This window comes from Chitinophaga sp. CF418, assembly GCF_900142925.1.
GTDB lineage: Bacteria > Bacteroidota > Bacteroidia > Chitinophagales > Chitinophagaceae > Chitinophaga.
In genome coordinates, this window is the sequence record NZ_FRCN01000014.1 from 133,249 (window position 1) to 149,711 (window position 16,463).

A 16,463-nucleotide genomic window follows, 5' to 3' on the forward strand; every position below is an offset into this window, starting at 1 on the left:
CAGCAGACCATTTGCCCGGCGGGTTTTCTTTTTTATCCCGGGGGATTATTTATCCTGACTACCTGAGTTTCGCCTCATTATTAGAATATTCAGCACATTTTAATCTCCTGCATTTGGATATCCGGCGATTTCGACCTACCTTAGTCTATAACATCTATAGACTATATAACTGAAGTAATACATGCCGCATAACCAGGAGATAGACCAACTTGAAAAAAAGTACGCTACGGTAGAACGTCAGGAGATACTGATTGACCTGGTCAATGAGGAGAACCAACGTAAGCCTGTGTTGTGGCTGCTGATCGGTATTATAGCCGTTGCAGTACTGGCCGGGATAGGGATCTTATCCTACTACAATACATCCGAGGCCACCCATACACGGGTTTTCGAGTTCACACAATCCCTTTTTACAAGGGAGCTGTTATTTTACATACTGGTAGGTCTGGCGGCGCAGACTGTAGATGGAGCGCTGGGCATGGCCTATGGTGCTACGTCGTCCTCGCTGTTGCTGGGATTGGGCATTCCCCCTTCTATTGCCAGCGCCAGCGTTCATGTGGCGGAGGTGTTCACCACCGGTGCATCCGGTATTTCCCACTTCCGTTTCGGTAACGTAAATAAGAAACTATTTCTGTATCTGCTGATACCAGGTATGATAGGCGCTGTCAGTGGTTCATTACTGCTTTCCAGGATGAACGCGATTTCTGAGGCTATTCCCTGGTTATCTTACTTTAAGGAAGACAATATCAAACCTTTCATCAGTGCCTATCTGCTCATATTGGGCGCTATTGTGCTGCGGAAAGCATTCCTGCCTAAAAAAGCAAAAAGTAAAACCAAACGTCTGGGCTCACTGGCGTTCTTTGGTGGCTTTATGGATTCTTTTGGCGGTGGAGGCTGGGGACCGATCGTGACTTCCACCTTGCTCAGTAAAGGCCGTACTGCCCATTATACTATTGGTTCTGTGAATGCTGCAGAATTCTTCATCTCTCTTTCCAGTGCAAGTACATTTCTCATTTTCGGCGCCATTGCCGGCTGGCCTGTTATTATAGGATTGATCATCGGTGGAGTGATCGCTTCTCCATTTGCAGCGATCCTCGTGAGAAGGCTCAAACGTAAGCCGCTGATGATCATGGTGGGTACGCTCATCATACTTTTAAGCCTGCGTACAATTATTCTGACGCTTCTTCATTGACATAAACCGGCTTCCGGTTAAACATAAACGGGTATCTGTATGAACAGATACCCGTTTTTTATTTTATGACTTAAGCAATTGCTTATTTAATCTCACCCACCATATCGATCGGATTTACCCAGGCGTCAAATTCTTCCGGCTTCACATAACCCAGTTTCACCGCCATTTCCTTCAGGGTAGTACCTTCTTTATGGGCAGTCTGCGCAATCTCTGCTGCCTTATAGTAACCAATCTTGGTATTCAGTGCAGTTACCAGCATCAGGGAGTTGTCCACATGCTTTTTAATGTTTGCTTCTATTGGTTCGATACCAACAGCACATTTATCATTGAAGCTTACACAGCCATCGCCGATGAGACGTGCGGAGTGCAGGAAGTTGTAGATCATTACCGGCTTGAACACGTTCAGTTCGAAATGGCCGGTAGCGCCACCGATGTTGATAGCCACATCATTTCCCAGTACCTGTGCAGCAATCATGGTCAGCGCTTCACACTGGGTAGGATTTACCTTACCTGGCATGATAGAAGAACCCGGCTCATTGTCAGGAATATGGATCTCACCGATACCGGAGCGTGGGCCGGAGCTCAGCATGCGGATATCATTTGCGATCTTCATCAGACTAACTGCTACAGTTTTCAGTGCACCGTGTGCTTCCACGATAGCATCATGTGCAGCCAGTGCCTCAAATTTATTTTCAGCAGTGATGAAAGGCAAACCCGTCAATGTAGCAATGTGTTTTGCTACATTCTCAGAATAACCTTTTGGCGTGTTGATACCTGTACCTACTGCAGTACCGCCCAGGGCCAGTTCACTCAGGTGAGCAAGGGTATTCTTAATAGCTTTCAGACCATGATTCAGCTGGGAAACATATCCGCTGATCTCCTGTCCCAGTGTGAGCGGCGTAGCATCCATGAAGTGGGTGCGGCCGATCTTCACGATGTTTTTGAAAGCCTGCGCTTTGGCAGCGAGGGTGTCCCTCAGTTTTTCGATACCCGGAATAGTGGTCTCGATCAACATTTTGTATGCAGCAATGTGCATAGCAGTAGGGAATGTATCGTTGGATGACTGTGATTTATTCACATCGTCATTCGGGTGTATCACTTTATCTTTATCGGAGAGTTTTCCACCATTGATCACGTGTGCACGGTAGGCAACCACTTCATTTACGTTCATGTTTGACTGTGTACCGGAACCGGTCTGCCAAACCACCAGCGGAAACTGATCATCCAGTTTACCAGCCAGTATTTCATCACAAGCCTGTCCGATCAGGTTTGCTTTTTCCTGAGGCAGTACACCGGCGTCCAGGTTGGTCAGTGCTGCAGCTTTCTTCAGGTAGGCAAACGCCTGGATAATTTCCTTCGGCATTCTGTTAATATCCTGAGCAATCTTGAAATTTTCGATAGAACGTTGAGTTTGAGCACCATAGTAAGCATCTACAGGTACTTTCACTTCGCCCATCGTGTCTTTCTCTATTCTATATTCCATATGCTTGATTTTTTGCGGTACAAACGTACATATGAATTGTGAATTATCAATTACGAATTACTAATTCAATGCCATTAATGAAAAGATAAACCCGGCCCTTGCAACGGAGCCGTGCCCTTCCTGTTATGGCTGTTATAGTGTGATAAACAAACAGGTCTTTTATTCTCCTATGAAGCTTGCCGCCCGTTTCTGTATAAATGCCTCAGCGCCCTCTTGCAGGTCCTTTGTGGCGAAGCAGGCGCCGAACTCATTCAGTTCCATTTCATAACCGTCCACGCCGTTATTCAGCACAGCATTTGCACACTTGATGACGCGGGCTACCGCCAGTGGCGCCCTGGTATGTATTTTCTGTAAAAGCTCTGTTGATTTCAGCAGCAGATCGCCCGGCGCCACCACATAGTTGACAAGCCCCCATTCCAGTGCTTCTTCGGCATTGATCATATCGCCCGTCATCATCATTTCCAGCGCCTTTCCTTTACCCACCAGGGCAGTCAGGCGTTGTGTACCACCATAACCAGGTATCAGTCCCAGGTTGACTTCCGGTTGCCCGAACCGGGCATTGGTGGCAGCTATCCTGAAATGACAGGCCATTGCCAGTTCACATCCGCCACCCAGCGCAAAGCCATTCACAGCTGCGATGATCGGCTTGGCGCTATCTTCAATACGCTTGAAGACCACATGTCCTTTCTTGGCCAACTCAATTCCCTGCTGATCGGACAAAGTGAGGAATTCTGAAATATCAGCACCCGCCACAAAAGCTTTCTCTCCTTTACCTGTGATTACTGCACTCTTAATCTCTTTATTGGTGTATACTTCATCTATCGCCAATGCCAGCTCTTTCATCACTTCCTGGTTCAGGGCATTCATTTTGTCAGGACGATTGATGTAAATAAAGAAGATATTATCGGTGAGTTCAGTTTTGATAGTATTGTACATGAGATCCGGGTTTTGTTGGAGGGCTAATTTATCTTATTTTCCAACACAAACTGTGATGTTATTTTAACATTGAAACAAAAGAATATATCTCTCCGGGAAAAGCCCTCAGCTCATTATACTGGCACGTATAGATCCGCCAGCAGAAAGAATTTCGAGACAGAGAAGGGATCTAAGAGAACAAGGAGAGACCAAGGGTAGAACAAGCAGAGAAGAAGCGACGAAGACGCAACGAACAAGCAAGGTCAAAAAAGAGACAGAAAAAGGATTATTACGGGATGTTAAAATAATACAGGAGCACAGGAAAACGATAAAAAACAGGAATGACGAATAAATGCACATACATCCATTAACATTATTCGTCATTCCTAAGATATGCCTTTTCCGGCATCAGATCAACAATATTGTTTTAAACTTATTTTATATATCAGGAGTTTCTCTCCCGGTGTTTCTGATGCCGTTTATGCATTTCTTTCCAGTATTTATGATCAGGGATCCTGCCAAAATCATAACTGAGCGTTACAAAGAACAGTTTGGCTTCCAGGTCTTTATAGGGAGTAGTGGTGCCACCATTCAACACTTCCTTGTACTCCTTATTGAAGAAATTTTTAGGATAATACTGCACTTTCAGTCCGAAACCGGGGCTCATCCTTAAACCGGCAAACAGTGAAGGCATCAGCAGCGGTGTGCGGTCGCTGAACCATTCGTTGAACTTGTCTTTTTTATCGCCGTGGATGAATTTCTTTTCCTTGTAATTGAACGCCAGATCATAAGAACCACCCGCAAAGAAGAAAAACGAACCTCTTCTCAGATCCCCGATCTTGAAGCCCAGGGGTATACCCAGGGTGTATACACGGCGTTTTAGTTTTACAGAATCCCTGTCATCTTTTGTGATGAGCCCTATGTTCTTGAGATTCAGCCCGGTAAAAATACCGAAGTGCCTATCAAAATCATAGTTCAGATTGTGACCGACGTTAAAAAAGAAGGTAAAACGGGGAATGTTATGCACATGCTTACCGGCATCTCTGACCTCGTCACTGAAAGAAAGCAGCGGACCATCTCCGCCCCAGGTCATATAAGGACGCTTACTTGGATTAGCGCCCGCATATCTGCCAAATATCATTTCCTTCCATGCATGTTTGCTGGTGTCAGATTTATTGTCCTGAGAAAATGCGGGGAACTGTAACAAACAAAGCAGCAGTGGAATAAGGTAGAGTTTCCGTTTCATATATCTTCTTCTGTTTTAATTGGGTTGTCTTGTATACGCATCTAAGACGCCCGGGACGAAAAAAAGTTTCAAAACGGTGCCATTTTTTAAAAACTCCGGTGGCTGGCGACCCAATCTGTAATATATATGGCAATATCTTCGGTACGGGTACCGGGCGGGAACAGCTTTCCAACGCCGATCTCATTCAGTTCCGACATATCTGTTTCCGGTATGATGCCGCCGCCCGTAAGCAATACATCATCCATCCCTTTTTCTTTCATAAGGGCCATAATACGTAGAAAAACCGTCATGTGTGCGCCTGACAGGATGCTGACACCAATGGCGTCCACATCTTCCTGGAGTGCTGCACTGACCACCATTTCGGGGGTTTGGCGCAGTCCGGTATAAATCACTTCCATACCGGCATCTCTCAGGGCTGCCGCAATCACCTTGGCGCCCCGGTCATGACCATCCAGTCCGACCTTAGCCACCAGCACACGTACAGGACGTTGTAGGGGGTTGACCATAATCTTCGGGTTGTTAAGGTTGTAAATATAAGTTTTTTGAGCAGTCCACCACGAAGTGCTACCTTTCTTCCTACTCCGGTCTGTGGACTTTTCACTACCTTTGCCGTCCGAAATATATTAAACTTTATGAGCGAAGAAAGGACCCTCAATTTTCTGGAACAGATCGTAGAAGAGGACATTGCCAACGGAGTACATGGCGGCAGGGTGCTTACACGCTTCCCACCGGAACCAAATGGCTACCTGCACATCGGGCATGCCAAATCCATCTGCCTCAACTTTGGCCTTGCACAGAAGTACAATGGTAAAACCAACCTCCGTTTTGACGATACAAATCCCGTTACGGAGGATACTGAATATGTGGATTCCATTAAGGCCGACATACAATGGCTGGGTTTTGAATGGGCCCAGGAACTGTATGCGTCCGATTATTTCGAACAGATATACAACTTCGCTGTACAACTGATAAAAAATGGACTGGCGTATGTAGATGATTCTACTGCGGAGGAAATCGCTATATCCAAAGGTACACCTACCGAACCTGGCAAAGGTACTCCCTATCGCAATCGCAGCGTAGCCGAAAACCTCGACCTGTTTGAGCGTATGCGTAAAGGAGAATTTAAGGACGGTGAGAAAGTATTACGTGCAAAGGCTGACCTGGCGTCTCCCAATATGCATATGCGTGATCCTATCATGTACCGTATCAAACATGCACATCATCACCGCACCGGCGACAACTGGTGCATCTATCCGATGTATGACTTTGCCCACGGGCAGAGCGACAGCATCGAAAATATCACCCATTCTATATGTACACTGGAATTTATTCCGCACCGCCCGTTGTACAACTGGTTCATCGAGCAGCTACATATATTCCCGTCCCATCAGTATGAGTTTGCACGTCTCAATCTTACCTATACGGTGATGAGCAAACGTAAGCTCCTGCAACTGGTGAACGAAAAGCATGTCACCAGCTGGGACGATCCCCGTATGCCAACTATCAGCGGTCTGCGCCGCCGTGGTTACACGTCTGCCAGTATCCGTGCTTTCTGCGAACGCATCGGTGTACAGAAACGCGATAACATGATCGATGTGAGCCTGCTGGAATTCTGTATCCGTGAAGAGCTGAATAAAACGGCCAACCGCGTGATGGCGGTAATGGACCCGGTAAAACTGGTGATCACCAACTATCCTGCTGATCAGGTAGAAGAAATGGTCGCTGAAAACAATCCGGAAGATCCAAATGCAGGTAGCCGTACGCTGCCTTTCAGCAATACACTGTACATCGAGCGTGAAGACTTCATGGAAGAACCTCCAAAGAAATTCTTCCGCCTGGGACCTGGCCTGGTAGTACGCTTGAAAAACGCCTACATTATTAAAGGCGAAAGCTTTGACAAAGATGCAGACGGTAACATCACTACTATCTATGCTACTTATTTCCCTGAAAGCAAAAGCGGTGGAGATACCAGCGGTCTGAATGTGAAAGGCACCATCCACTGGGTGAGCGCTGCACATGCTGCTACTGCGGAGGTGAGGCTATACGATCGTCTGTTCAAAGTAGAAGATCCGGGTAATGAGGAAGGTGATTTCAAATCATATATCAACCCTGATTCTTTGCAGGTTATTTCAAATGCCTATATCGAGCCTAGCCTGCTGAAAGCTAAGCCGGGAGAACGTTTTCAGTTCCTGCGTAAAGGTTATTTCTGTGTGGATACGGAGAGTACTGCTGAGAAGGTAGTGTTTAACCGTACGGTAACGCTGAAGGATACGTGGGCGAAAGAGGCCAAGAAGGGCTAATCAAGACTTTAGCATAAAACAAAAAAGAGAGGGGCATCCCTCTCTTTTTTGTTTTATGCTATCACGCCAATACATAATGCCAGCGACTCTGCCATCTCAGAATTTTACTGATTACGCATTGATCGCATCCAATCCTTTCACTATCCTCGCGATCGTCTCATGTTTACCCAACACCTCTGCGATATTAAATACCGGAGGACCAAACTTACCACCGCACAACATAATACGGAAAGGCAGTTGCAGCTCTCCTGGTTTGATATTCATGGAAGCTGCCAATGTTTTGAAACTTTCTTCCAGAGATACAGCAGTGAACTCCGCATGATCTTCAACTACAGCTGCCCAGTTACGGAAGAACTGTGTTTTGTCGTCATTCCACTTAGGCTTTACAGCCGCAACATCATAACTCTCCGGCTGCTGGAAGAAGAAGAAAGCATGTTCCCAGATATCATTCACGAAGTTGCAACGTTCTTTTACAAGACCGGCTATTTTCGCAATATATTCAGGAGATGCATTGATGTCCCTTTCTTTCAGCACAGGCTCAAATAGCGCCGCTAAACGGTCATTATCCGCATGCAGCAGGTACTGGTGATTAAACCATTTTGCCTTTTCAAAATCAAACTTGGCGCCTGCCTTATGCACACGTTCCAGGGAGAAGCGCTGGATCAGTTCTTCGATCGTAAAGATCTCCTGACCAGAGCCGTCATTCCAACCGATCATTGCCAGCATATTCACAAATGCCTCAGGCAGGAAACCCAATTCACGGAAGCCTTTAGTCAATTCATTGCTCTTAGGATCCGTCCAGTTCATGGCATATACCGGGAAACCCAGTCTGTCGCCATCACGTTTACTCAGTTTACCGTTACCATCAGGTTTCAGGATCAATGGCAGGTGTGCCCAATTAGGCATCTGTGCTTCCCAACCCAGGTATTTCCACAACAGCAGGTGTACTGGTGCAGAAGGCAACCATTCTTCCCCGCGGAAGGCATGGGTAATCTTCATCAGGCAGTCATCCACCACCACAGCGAGGTGGTAGGTAGGCATCCCGTCTGCCTTTAGCAGCACTTTATCATCAACAGTACTGGTATTGAACTGCACATGTCCGCGGATCAAATCCGTAAAGCCAACTTCTTCATTCTGTGGCATCTTGATACGGATCACATGGGGTGTGCCTTTCTCCAGCAGGCTGGCTGTTTCTTCGGCAGACAGGCTGATAGAGTTACGCATCTGCTGACGGGCAGCAGCGTTGTACTGCGGAGAAGGATTCTCAGCAGTTTTCAGTTTGTTACGCATTTCCTCCAGCTCTTCCGGAGTATCGAAAGCGTAGTAGGCATAGCCATCTTTCACCAGTTGTTCTGCATACTGGCGGTATTGCGCTTTACGCTCGCTCTGGCGGTAAGGCGCATAGGGACCTCCCACATGCGGACCTTCATCAGGATTCAATCCGCACCAACGGAGACACTCTATGATATATTCTTCCGCACCCGGCACATAGCGGGTCTGATCCGTATCTTCTATCCTCAGCACAAATTCACCGTTGTGCTGCTTAGCAAATAAATAATTGAATAAAACCGTGCGTACACCACCGAGGTGCAGGCCACCTGTTGGACTGGGCGCAAAGCGTACCCTTACTTTCTGTTGTTGCATGCCGCAAAGGTAAAGAAAGATTTTAGCTACCTTTATTTTTCAATCACAACATCCATGTTTTATCTTACGAAAACACCTGCACTGCTGAAAGCATTGTATAAAGGCTGTACCTGGAACTTCTCCCCGGCCAGGCCATCTGTATACCTGACATTTGATGACGGCCCCCATCCTACAGCAACCCCTTTTATACTGGACCTGCTCCGCAAATATGACGCAAAGGCCACTTTCTTCTGTATAGGGAAAAACGTTATTGACCATCCAGATATCTATCAGCGGATACTGGAGGAAGGGCATCATACCGGCAATCACACCCATAACCACCTGAACGGCTGGAAAACGGGCACAGATAAATATATAGAGAACATCCTGGAAGCCCGCAAATACATCAATTCCCCCTTGTTCAGACCTCCTTATGGCAGGATCACCCCTTTCCAGGTCAGGCATCTGAAAAAAGTGATCCCCAATGCACAGGTTATCATGTGGGATGTATTAAGTGCCGATTTTGATACAGAAATAAGCGGAGAGGATTGTGTGCAGAATGTGGTATTCAAGGCAAAAGCGGGGTCTATTATCGTGTTTCACGATAGCACCAAGGCCTGGGACCGGCTGGAGTATGCCTTGCCACGGGTGGTGGAGTATTTCAAAAAACAGCAACTCAACATGGAAGCAATACCTTACTGAACAATATCCTGCAATAAAAAAGCCCGGGCATATAACCCGGGCTTTTCCTATGAATTATTATTGCTTATTTAGGCAATACAATGCTCTTAATTTTGTCGCCCAGGTCGATAGTAGCGGAATCATCACAGATACCATTACCATAGTTCACGGTAGCGGTCACACCCTTTACAGTCACCAGTGCTTTACCTTTACCGATCCATGGACATTCCAGTTTCCTTTCCAGTGCATCTGCTTCATTTACAGTGATGGTAGCAGAGATACCCAGTGGGTATGCCAGTGAATCTGTACCGGTGATGCTGAAAATATCGTCAGTCACATCGCTCAAAGTAGCGGTACCTGAAGTCTGGGTGATGATGGTATTGCTATTGAAGCCAACGATCACGGTATCCAGCTTCACAGTGCCACCGGTAACTACAGAACTATATTTGTATACATTGCCGTTGCTCATGTTGGTGATAGTTTTTGTACCGGTAACAGTCACACCATTTACGGTATAGGTCAGCGGTTTAATAACGATCACGGAGCCAGGGTAGTAGAAGTAACCACTGTAAGTCACCTGGATATTACCTGCACGCACGCGGCCGGTATTATCAGCGCAACCTGCACCGAACTTGATCAGCAGGGTTTTAGGCCACTGGTCTACCGTTACATCATCGATATCATATGAGAAACAGCTGCCCAGTTTTGCAGCCAGCTCAGCGCTGTGAGCTTTACGGCCAGTTTCATTCAGGCTGGCGTCAGCACCTACTTCCAGCGCAATGCCGAAGAGGTCGTCATATATTCCGCTTACGATCGCCTGATCAGCGGCAGCAGTGATTGTTTGATTGTCTCCTTTATTCGTGTCCACATTGGCTGTATCAGTAGCCGATTTAGAACATGCAAAAAAGAGGGTTGCCATTACTAGCAGGATTACAACTCCTGCGAAGATACGGTTAAAGCAAAAATAGCCTTTCATAGAATAGTATAGTTTTAAATGAGGTTTTCCGGCCGTACTTTTGTACGGGCTATCTAAAATATAAATATTATACAAATGTAATATTTTTACAAATCCAATAAAAAAATTTAATATCTGAGTAATGAACTGGATTGATACACATGCCCATTTATATGGGGAGGAGTTTTCGGCGGACAGGACAACAATAGTAGAACGGGCGTTGGCAGCGGGCGTATCCAGGTTATACCTTCCTAATATCGACAGCACATCCATCGAGGGTATGCTGGCATTGGAAGTTCAGTTTCCCGACAACTGCTTTGCCATGATGGGCGTACATCCCTGTTACATCAATGAGAATGTAGAACAGGAGCTTTCTGTGGTGCGGGAATGGCTGGCAAAAAGGCCGTTTAAAGCCATCGGAGAGATAGGGCTTGATTTCTACTGGGATACTACTTACCGGGAACAGCAGTACCAGGCATTTCGCAGTCAGCTGGAACTGGCAAGGGAGTACCATCTGCCGGTAGCCATTCATAGCCGGGAAAGCACCCGGGAATGTATTGACGAGGTGAAAGCCTTACAGGACGGCCGCTTGTCAGGAGTTTTCCATTGCTTTTCCGGTACACTGGAAGAAGCGAAAGAGATCATTGACCTGGGCTTTTACCTGGGCATAGGCGGTGTGGTGACATTCAAGAAGTCCGGGCTGGACAAGATCCTGGAAGATATCGACCTGCAATACGTTGTACTGGAGACAGATGCACCTTACCTGGCGCCTGTACCTTACAGAGGCAAAAGGAATGAAAGTGCTTACATTCCACTGATCGGAGAAAAGATAGCAGATGTAAAAAATCTAAAAATAGCGGACGTCGCTGCAATTACTACAAACAACGCGCTTAAATTATTCAAAACCCACTAACCTTTTAGGCGGTACATTTGCAGGCAATTTGGAACAGCAGCATCAATGAGTAAAATCCTGATTATTTATACAGGGGGCACAGTTGGGATGATCTACGACGAGAAAACCAAAGCCTTACGACCTATCGGGTTTAATGAAATACGTAACAATCTTCCGGAATTGTACCGCATGGGGATTGACTTTTACGTATACGCCTTCAATCCTCCTATCGATTCTTCCGACATGCAACCGGAGATATGGGTAGAAATAGCTTCTATCATAGAAGACCGGTATGACCGGTATGACGGATTTGTCATCTTACATGGTTCCGATACCATGTCCTTCACTGCTTCAGCACTCAGTTTTATGCTGGAGAACCTTTCAAAACCGGTTATCCTTACCGGGTCACAGCTGCCTATCGGCAAGATCCGTACCGATGCCAAAGAGAATATTATTACCGCTATGGAAATTGCTGCCACTCGTCATAACGGGCAGGTGGTAGTACCGGAGGTATGTATCTATTTCGACTTTGCTCTCTTCCGCGGTAACCGTTCCAAGAAGTATAACGCCGAAAAATTTGAAGCGTTCTACTCCATGAACTACCCTCCGCTGGCAGAAGCAGGTATTGACATCAAGTACAAGACACAGGTTGTATTACCTTCTCCGGAAAAACCGCTGAAAGTACATAAACACCTGGATGATAATGTGACCGTCCTGAAAATGTTCCCCGGCATTACCCGTAAAGCAGTGGAAGCTACACTCAACGTAAACGGCCTCCGTGGCGTGATATTAGAGACTTTTGGGAGCGGAAACACAAACACTCAGCCCTGGTTCATAGAAAGCCTTAAAAAGGCCATTGACAGGGGTGTAGTGATCGTAGATATCACCCAGTGTGACGGTGGTTCCGTAGAACTGGGCAAATATGAAACCAGTCAGCCCCTGCAGCAGATAGGGGTGATCAGCGGTCATGATATGACCTTCGAGGCGGCCATTACTAAACTCATGTTCGTGCTGGGACAAAACCTGGATCTCGAAGCAACCAAGGCAATGATTGAGGCACCCCTGAGGGGAGAACTGACAACAAATGCCAATGATTGGGAAGCGATATAAATTAATTTTGGTAATACGGGGGAAAGAGATATCTTTGCAACCCTGAATTAAAAATTCAATTCAACCGGAGAAGTGCAGGAGTGGTTGAACTGGCACGCCTGGAAAGTGTGTAAACTCGAAAGGGTTTCAAGGGTTCGAATCCCTTCTTCTCCGCTCTTTTTTTATGGTCGCTTGTTTGTCAATGTTTTAAATCCAATTACTAACAAATCCGGAAGTAAACCCGGAAGTAATTTAAAACATGACAAGTCCAAATCAAAAAACTCCCTACACCACCCCTGTATTGTGCGGCCAATCAGAGGGTGTAAACAGCGAATGGTATGTGTACTGTGAATACACACACGCCGGAAAAAAATATCCCCGAAAATGGCGTGAAGGAATTAACCGCATAAAAGATCTCAAACAAAAGACTATCGAAGCTGAAGCTCTTCTCGAGGCAAGAAAAGAGTGGCTGAAAGCGGGCTGGAACCCAATAACAGATCCCAAATTTAAATTAAGACATTCCCCAAAAACATCGGCCAACAAAGAAAATGTAGTATCCTTGTCCATATCGGCGGCTTTAAAATGGGCATTAGACAAAAAGAAACTTTCTAACAAATCCCGCTTGGGATATGCGAGCCAAATAAATCATATAGAAACTGCGATTACAAATCTCTTTTATGATGGCATAACAATAACCCAACTCACCAGATTTCATGTAAAAACAATACTGCAACAGGTAGAAACAGACCGTTCACTATCTGATCATGGCTATAATAAATATAAAGACGTTATTAGCTCAATGTTAGGCGAGTTGGAGCAATGGGAGATAATTGAATATAATCCGGCAAGCAAAATTCCAAGTCGAGAAGTTCCGGAATCTGAAAAATACAAAGCTCTTACAGCAGAGGAAAAACAGAAGATTGCAGAACATTTATGTTTAGAACATCCTCTTTATTTCGTTTATCTATTAGTTATATATCATACCGGCATCCGGCCCAAAGAGGTACTTGCATTGCGCATTTCATGCATTAACTTTCAATCAAGAATAATAACCATTGAGCCCAACCCGGAAGAGGAAAATGCAAAAACAAGAAAAAGACGGGAAGTTCCTATACCTGATGAACTGTTCGAATATCTTGCCAGCCTGGAATTGTCAAACTACCCCATGGAATATTACGTATTCGGAAGTCCGTATACAGGGCAAGGGGGATATCGCGGGCGCAGAAAGGAAGGGAAGGGCGGCGCAATGCACCCTAATTATTTTTTATCCTCCCCCAATCAAATAAAAAGAGATACCGTAACAAAGTTATGGCAAGCTATTGTCAAGAAACAATTGGGTATCGACAAATTCATGTATGGCATGAAACACACAGGTGGGGACGACAAAATTTTAGCGGGTGTCGATCTGGACGCCTTACGAAATCTTTACGGACACGGATCAAAGAGAATGACTGAAACGTATACCAAGAAGATAAAAGGCGTTTATAAGAACGAGATTATTAAGAAAGCGCCTGAATTTATCAATAAGCTTTCGTAAAAAGAACGGCCAAGGAACAAGTCAAGGAATAGTGACAGCAGACTCATGCATATTAAAAGGAAATTTTGGCGCTAAGTCACCAAGTAACATCCACATAGCTGCCAAGTCATCCCACATAGCTGCCTTTTTTGCAGATAAAGTGGGAGTACTGAAAACAGAAAAATTTCGGTATGATTTCAGCAATGTATATAGTGGAATAATGAATAGCAGGATAACAATAGCGGGCAAAGTTTGAAAACTGGTAAACTTGTATAGCGAGCTGGTATATATAACTGCCTGACACTAGCGATTCTCTAACCTACCAAATCTCGACGTCTCTCTATGAAACGTAAGAAACGCGATCATGGCTACCTAAAGTATTATGTACAGGTAGTTTTAACGACCGGTACAGCCCTTGTATTTATCACAAATCTGGCGGTCAACAATCCTAACCTTAAAAAACTTGAAGCGAAATCAGGACCGGTAAGTGTCAGTATAGAGGCTTACCAGAAGCAGTAAGATTAATCTTTATATAAAAGAAGCCGTCCCAAATCTGGACGGCTTCTTTATTTTAAAGAGTTATACTCAAAGAAACCCGCTTTTAAAATTTACCATGAGATATTAATTTTCATTTTGCGAAACCTGTGTATCGACATCGACTCTGACTACTCTCACATTTGCTGGCTGATTGCGGTATTTCGGTCTTCTCTTTCCAATACATCGAATTTTTGCAATTCTCATAATATTAACCCGATCATTCTGATTCCCGCCCAAAACGTGATAGTAATTAAGATCTTCACCAATGTAGAGCCCAACATGATTCCCCCCACTGCGCTTAAATACAAGAACATCACCAAGCATAGCCCTCTCGACTGACACTCCGAAATTAAGCCAGTTTGCGGCCCACAATGGACTCTTTACAACCTCCTTACCAGAACGAAAAGCTACCACACCAATAAACAGCCCACACCAGGGAATAGCGTCCGACGTGTAAACTATATCAACACCAATTTCTTGAGCCCATTTTAAAATAACGGAATTGCTTTCTTCTCCTGGAACTTCGAGAGTACCATAAAGTTTTATAGCCTCAGAAATCATCTTCGGACCACTTTCATTTTGGATCCAAGAATATTTAACTGGTATCATTGTTTCTTTCCTAAATATCTGTATGCTACATATCCAGCAACAGCGATGATCAATATTATCAGAAAGGCGATTGATTTTCCTTTCCGATGGATAGTAAGTTGTGACGTGGTTGCAGTTGTTTTTCGACTCTGCCGTTGCGCAATTCTATTGGCCTGTTGTTCTGCTTTCTCCACCCGTGCAGCACTTATAGCTATATTGCGGCTCTCATCATCCTTTCGAACAGTTCCTATTTCGTTGACAATTTTCTCACGATACAAAAGGGTTCCGGCACAAGGGGAAGGGCGGTCTATTAGCTCGGGCGCGGGTAACGTTTTATTCATTACGCCACTGTCGAAATCAAATTCGCCGCTGAAGTATTCCCGAGTTGTAGTAATTCTTGCATACACACTATCGACCCTGCTTTTCCCCAACGTGTTGTGTCCTTCAACTTCAAGGCTATCAATTACGGCCGCTTTCACGTTTGCATTGCTCGTTTCCTCTACGACTTCTGAGGTGTTTTTTTTGCTGTTCTGCGTCTTCCGCGCATAGCTACAACTGGCAAAGGAAGCGGCCGTAATGATTATAGATATTATAATTTTATTTTTCATCTTCTATGAGCTCAGACGGCTTTTTTACTCCAAAAATTCGAGAAACCATTGCTAACATTGGAGAAATAAGAACCTCGTAACACGAGGTAGTGACACAGTAGGTAAGGAAATAAATAGGCCAATCCTCTGTTTTCGCAATCCCAGTTCTTCGAAGTGTCACATAGTACAGTAATGACATAATCCCCGAAAGCAGCATTACCTTATGTGCCAATCTTACACTTTGAAAAAAATTACCGAGATTCTTTTTTGTAAAAAAACCAATGGCAACTATCAACGCCATTAACTTAATATCTATGTATTGAGTCAACTTCAACAATTCAATTTGTGGGTTCACTAGTATTATCTTTTTGTATTAAACACACGCGCTTCCAGCAACGCTGTACGCACCTTTAATTCTGCCAAATCTGCCTCAACTTTTCCCCGCCAAATCTTTGCATCAGCAGCATCCTGTTTTTGGTTAGATTCGATTCGTATCAATGAATCGGAAATCTGATCCACAAGGCTGTCGCGCTTTGCGTACGTGTAGGATGCCCAGATTAGGTTAGCGCACATCACTAACACATGCACAATGTTCATCTGTATATTCATTCGCATGTTCTTAGCCTCTGTTACTGACATATCTATTTATTTGTTAAAAAAGGGTATACAAACGTCCATATTTAGAGGGCAGTATTATAAACAGATAATAATAGAGACGAGCAGAAAGAATAGCTATTCAAGGTTGGCGACGAGAAACAGCTACAGTCTCCCCTTCCGGAATACGGAACCTGTAAAAAACAAGTAACAACATATCACCAACCCTTAAAAGGATAAACAATATGTTAAACTATTTGATTTGAGT

At 44.9% G+C, this 16,463-nt stretch carries 16 protein-coding genes and 1 tRNA gene; 8 read left to right on the top strand and 9 right to left on the bottom strand.

Features of this window, described 5'->3' with window-relative positions:
* Positions 1 to 181: 181 nt before the first annotated feature.
* Positions 182 to 1,189, top strand: a complete 1,008-nt coding sequence (locus F3I09_RS26920) for a sulfite exporter TauE/SafE family protein (protein WP_149698156.1) — start codon at positions 182 to 184, stop codon at positions 1,187 to 1,189.
* Between the two features lie 82 nt (positions 1,190 to 1,271).
* Here the strand turns inward: F3I09_RS26920 and fumC are convergent, their stop codons facing one another.
* The 4 genes from fumC to F3I09_RS26940 all read right to left on the bottom strand — a co-directional run bounded on the left by fumC (position 1,272) and on the right by F3I09_RS26940 (position 5,339).
* On the bottom strand, positions 1,272 to 2,672 hold the full coding sequence (fumC, locus tag F3I09_RS26925; protein ID WP_149698157.1) for a class II fumarate hydratase: 1,401 nt from the start codon (positions 2,670 to 2,672) through the stop codon (positions 1,272 to 1,274).
* Between the two features lie 159 nt (positions 2,673 to 2,831).
* Positions 2,832 to 3,608, bottom strand: coding sequence for an enoyl-CoA hydratase/isomerase family protein (locus tag F3I09_RS26930; RefSeq protein ID WP_149698158.1), 777 nt, complete (start codon positions 3,606 to 3,608; stop codon positions 2,832 to 2,834).
* A 424-nt stretch (positions 3,609 to 4,032) separates the two neighbouring features.
* The gene (locus F3I09_RS26935) at positions 4,033 to 4,833 is read right to left on the bottom strand and encodes an outer membrane beta-barrel protein (RefSeq protein ID WP_149698159.1); all 801 of its coding nucleotides are present in this window, start codon (positions 4,831 to 4,833) and stop codon (positions 4,033 to 4,035) included.
* 86 nt (positions 4,834 to 4,919) lie between these two features.
* A complete protein-coding gene (locus F3I09_RS26940) occupies positions 4,920 to 5,339 on the bottom strand; it encodes a cobalamin B12-binding domain-containing protein (protein ID WP_149698160.1) in 420 nt (139 codons plus the stop codon).
* A 126-nt stretch (positions 5,340 to 5,465) separates the two neighbouring features.
* On the opposite strand from F3I09_RS26940, the gene F3I09_RS26945 reads away from it, so the two are divergent.
* Positions 5,466 to 7,133 carry a glutamine--tRNA ligase/YqeY domain fusion protein gene (locus F3I09_RS26945; protein ID WP_149698161.1) on the top strand — a complete coding sequence of 556 codons (1,668 nt, stop codon included), beginning with the start codon at positions 5,466 to 5,468 and terminating at the stop codon, positions 7,131 to 7,133.
* A 111-nt stretch (positions 7,134 to 7,244) separates the two neighbouring features.
* Here F3I09_RS26945 and gltX read toward each other — a convergent pair whose 3' ends face one another.
* Positions 7,245 to 8,777: a glutamate--tRNA ligase gene (gene gltX, locus F3I09_RS26950; protein ID WP_149698162.1), complete on the bottom strand. Its 1,533-nt coding sequence runs from the start codon at positions 8,775 to 8,777 to the stop codon at positions 7,245 to 7,247.
* A 54-nt stretch (positions 8,778 to 8,831) separates the two neighbouring features.
* Between gltX and F3I09_RS26955 the strand changes: the two genes are divergently transcribed.
* Positions 8,832 to 9,458, top strand: a complete 627-nt coding sequence (locus F3I09_RS26955; RefSeq protein ID WP_149698163.1) for a polysaccharide deacetylase family protein — start codon at positions 8,832 to 8,834, stop codon at positions 9,456 to 9,458.
* 64 nt (positions 9,459 to 9,522) lie between these two features.
* On the opposite strand, the gene F3I09_RS26960 is transcribed toward F3I09_RS26955, so the two are convergent.
* Positions 9,523 to 10,413, bottom strand: coding sequence for a hypothetical protein (locus F3I09_RS26960; RefSeq protein WP_149698164.1), 891 nt, complete (start codon positions 10,411 to 10,413; stop codon positions 9,523 to 9,525).
* Positions 10,414 to 10,534: 121 nt separating this feature from the next.
* On the opposite strand from F3I09_RS26960, the gene F3I09_RS26965 reads away from it, so the two are divergent.
* From F3I09_RS26965 to F3I09_RS34215, 5 genes are all read left to right on the top strand, one after another.
* Positions 10,535 to 11,305: a TatD family hydrolase gene (locus tag F3I09_RS26965; RefSeq protein WP_149698165.1), complete on the top strand. Its 771-nt coding sequence runs from the start codon at positions 10,535 to 10,537 to the stop codon at positions 11,303 to 11,305.
* A gap of 45 nt (positions 11,306 to 11,350) precedes the next feature.
* A complete protein-coding gene (locus tag F3I09_RS26970) occupies positions 11,351 to 12,394 on the top strand; it encodes an asparaginase (protein WP_149698166.1) in 1,044 nt (347 codons plus the stop codon).
* A gap of 66 nt (positions 12,395 to 12,460) precedes the next feature.
* Positions 12,461 to 12,547, top strand: a tRNA-Ser gene (locus tag F3I09_RS26975).
* Between the two features lie 85 nt (positions 12,548 to 12,632).
* Positions 12,633 to 13,910, top strand: coding sequence for a tyrosine-type recombinase/integrase (locus tag F3I09_RS26980; protein WP_149698167.1), 1,278 nt, complete (start codon positions 12,633 to 12,635; stop codon positions 13,908 to 13,910).
* A gap of 321 nt (positions 13,911 to 14,231) precedes the next feature.
* Positions 14,232 to 14,408 carry a hypothetical protein gene (locus F3I09_RS34215; protein WP_188133972.1) on the top strand — a complete coding sequence of 59 codons (177 nt, stop codon included), beginning with the start codon at positions 14,232 to 14,234 and terminating at the stop codon, positions 14,406 to 14,408.
* A 102-nt stretch (positions 14,409 to 14,510) separates the two neighbouring features.
* Here the strand turns inward: F3I09_RS34215 and F3I09_RS26985 are convergent, their stop codons facing one another.
* The 3 genes from F3I09_RS26985 to F3I09_RS26995 all read right to left on the bottom strand — a co-directional run bounded on the left by F3I09_RS26985 (position 14,511) and on the right by F3I09_RS26995 (position 16,240).
* Complete coding sequence (locus tag F3I09_RS26985; protein WP_149698168.1) at positions 14,511 to 15,035, bottom strand: TIGR02594 family protein; 525 nt, start codon at positions 15,033 to 15,035, stop codon at positions 14,511 to 14,513.
* A complete protein-coding gene (locus tag F3I09_RS26990) occupies positions 15,032 to 15,622 on the bottom strand; it encodes a hypothetical protein (protein WP_149698169.1) in 591 nt (196 codons plus the stop codon). Before F3I09_RS26990 ends, F3I09_RS26985 begins: the two co-directional genes overlap by 4 nt.
* Positions 15,623 to 15,961: 339 nt before the next feature.
* A complete protein-coding gene (locus tag F3I09_RS26995) occupies positions 15,962 to 16,240 on the bottom strand; it encodes a hypothetical protein (protein WP_149698170.1) in 279 nt (92 codons plus the stop codon).
* Positions 16,241 to 16,463: the final 223 nt, after the last annotated feature.

What these genes read in the sequence shown, in the direction of transcription:
- F3I09_RS26940 (WP_149698160.1), bottom strand. Translation starts at nt 5,339, where the DNA reads ATGGTCAACCCCCTACAACGTCCTGTACGTGTGCTGGTGGCTAAGGTC.
- F3I09_RS26985 (WP_149698168.1), bottom strand. Translation starts at nt 15,035, where the DNA reads ATGATACCAGTTAAATATTCTTGGATCCAAAATGAAAGTGGTCCGAAG.
- F3I09_RS26970 (WP_149698166.1), top strand. Translation starts at nt 11,351, where the DNA reads ATGAGTAAAATCCTGATTATTTATACAGGGGGCACAGTTGGGATGATC.
- F3I09_RS26955 (WP_149698163.1), top strand. Translation starts at nt 8,832, where the DNA reads ATGTTTTATCTTACGAAAACACCTGCACTGCTGAAAGCATTGTATAAA.
- F3I09_RS26995 (WP_149698170.1), bottom strand. Translation starts at nt 16,240, where the DNA reads ATGTCAGTAACAGAGGCTAAGAACATGCGAATGAATATACAGATGAAC.
- F3I09_RS26965 (WP_149698165.1), top strand. Translation starts at nt 10,535, where the DNA reads ATGAACTGGATTGATACACATGCCCATTTATATGGGGAGGAGTTTTCG.
- F3I09_RS26920 (WP_149698156.1), top strand. Translation starts at nt 182, where the DNA reads ATGCCGCATAACCAGGAGATAGACCAACTTGAAAAAAAGTACGCTACG.
- F3I09_RS26935 (WP_149698159.1), bottom strand. Translation starts at nt 4,833, where the DNA reads ATGAAACGGAAACTCTACCTTATTCCACTGCTGCTTTGTTTGTTACAG.
- F3I09_RS26990 (WP_149698169.1), bottom strand. Translation starts at nt 15,622, where the DNA reads ATGAAAAATAAAATTATAATATCTATAATCATTACGGCCGCTTCCTTT.
- F3I09_RS26980 (WP_149698167.1), top strand. Translation starts at nt 12,633, where the DNA reads ATGACAAGTCCAAATCAAAAAACTCCCTACACCACCCCTGTATTGTGC.
- F3I09_RS26945 (WP_149698161.1), top strand. Translation starts at nt 5,466, where the DNA reads ATGAGCGAAGAAAGGACCCTCAATTTTCTGGAACAGATCGTAGAAGAG.
- F3I09_RS34215 (WP_188133972.1), top strand. Translation starts at nt 14,232, where the DNA reads ATGAAACGTAAGAAACGCGATCATGGCTACCTAAAGTATTATGTACAG.
- F3I09_RS26960 (WP_149698164.1), bottom strand. Translation starts at nt 10,413, where the DNA reads ATGAAAGGCTATTTTTGCTTTAACCGTATCTTCGCAGGAGTTGTAATC.
- F3I09_RS26930 (WP_149698158.1), bottom strand. Translation starts at nt 3,608, where the DNA reads ATGTACAATACTATCAAAACTGAACTCACCGATAATATCTTCTTTATT.
- fumC (WP_149698157.1), bottom strand. Translation starts at nt 2,672, where the DNA reads ATGGAATATAGAATAGAGAAAGACACGATGGGCGAAGTGAAAGTACCT.
- gltX (WP_149698162.1), bottom strand. Translation starts at nt 8,777, where the DNA reads ATGCAACAACAGAAAGTAAGGGTACGCTTTGCGCCCAGTCCAACAGGT.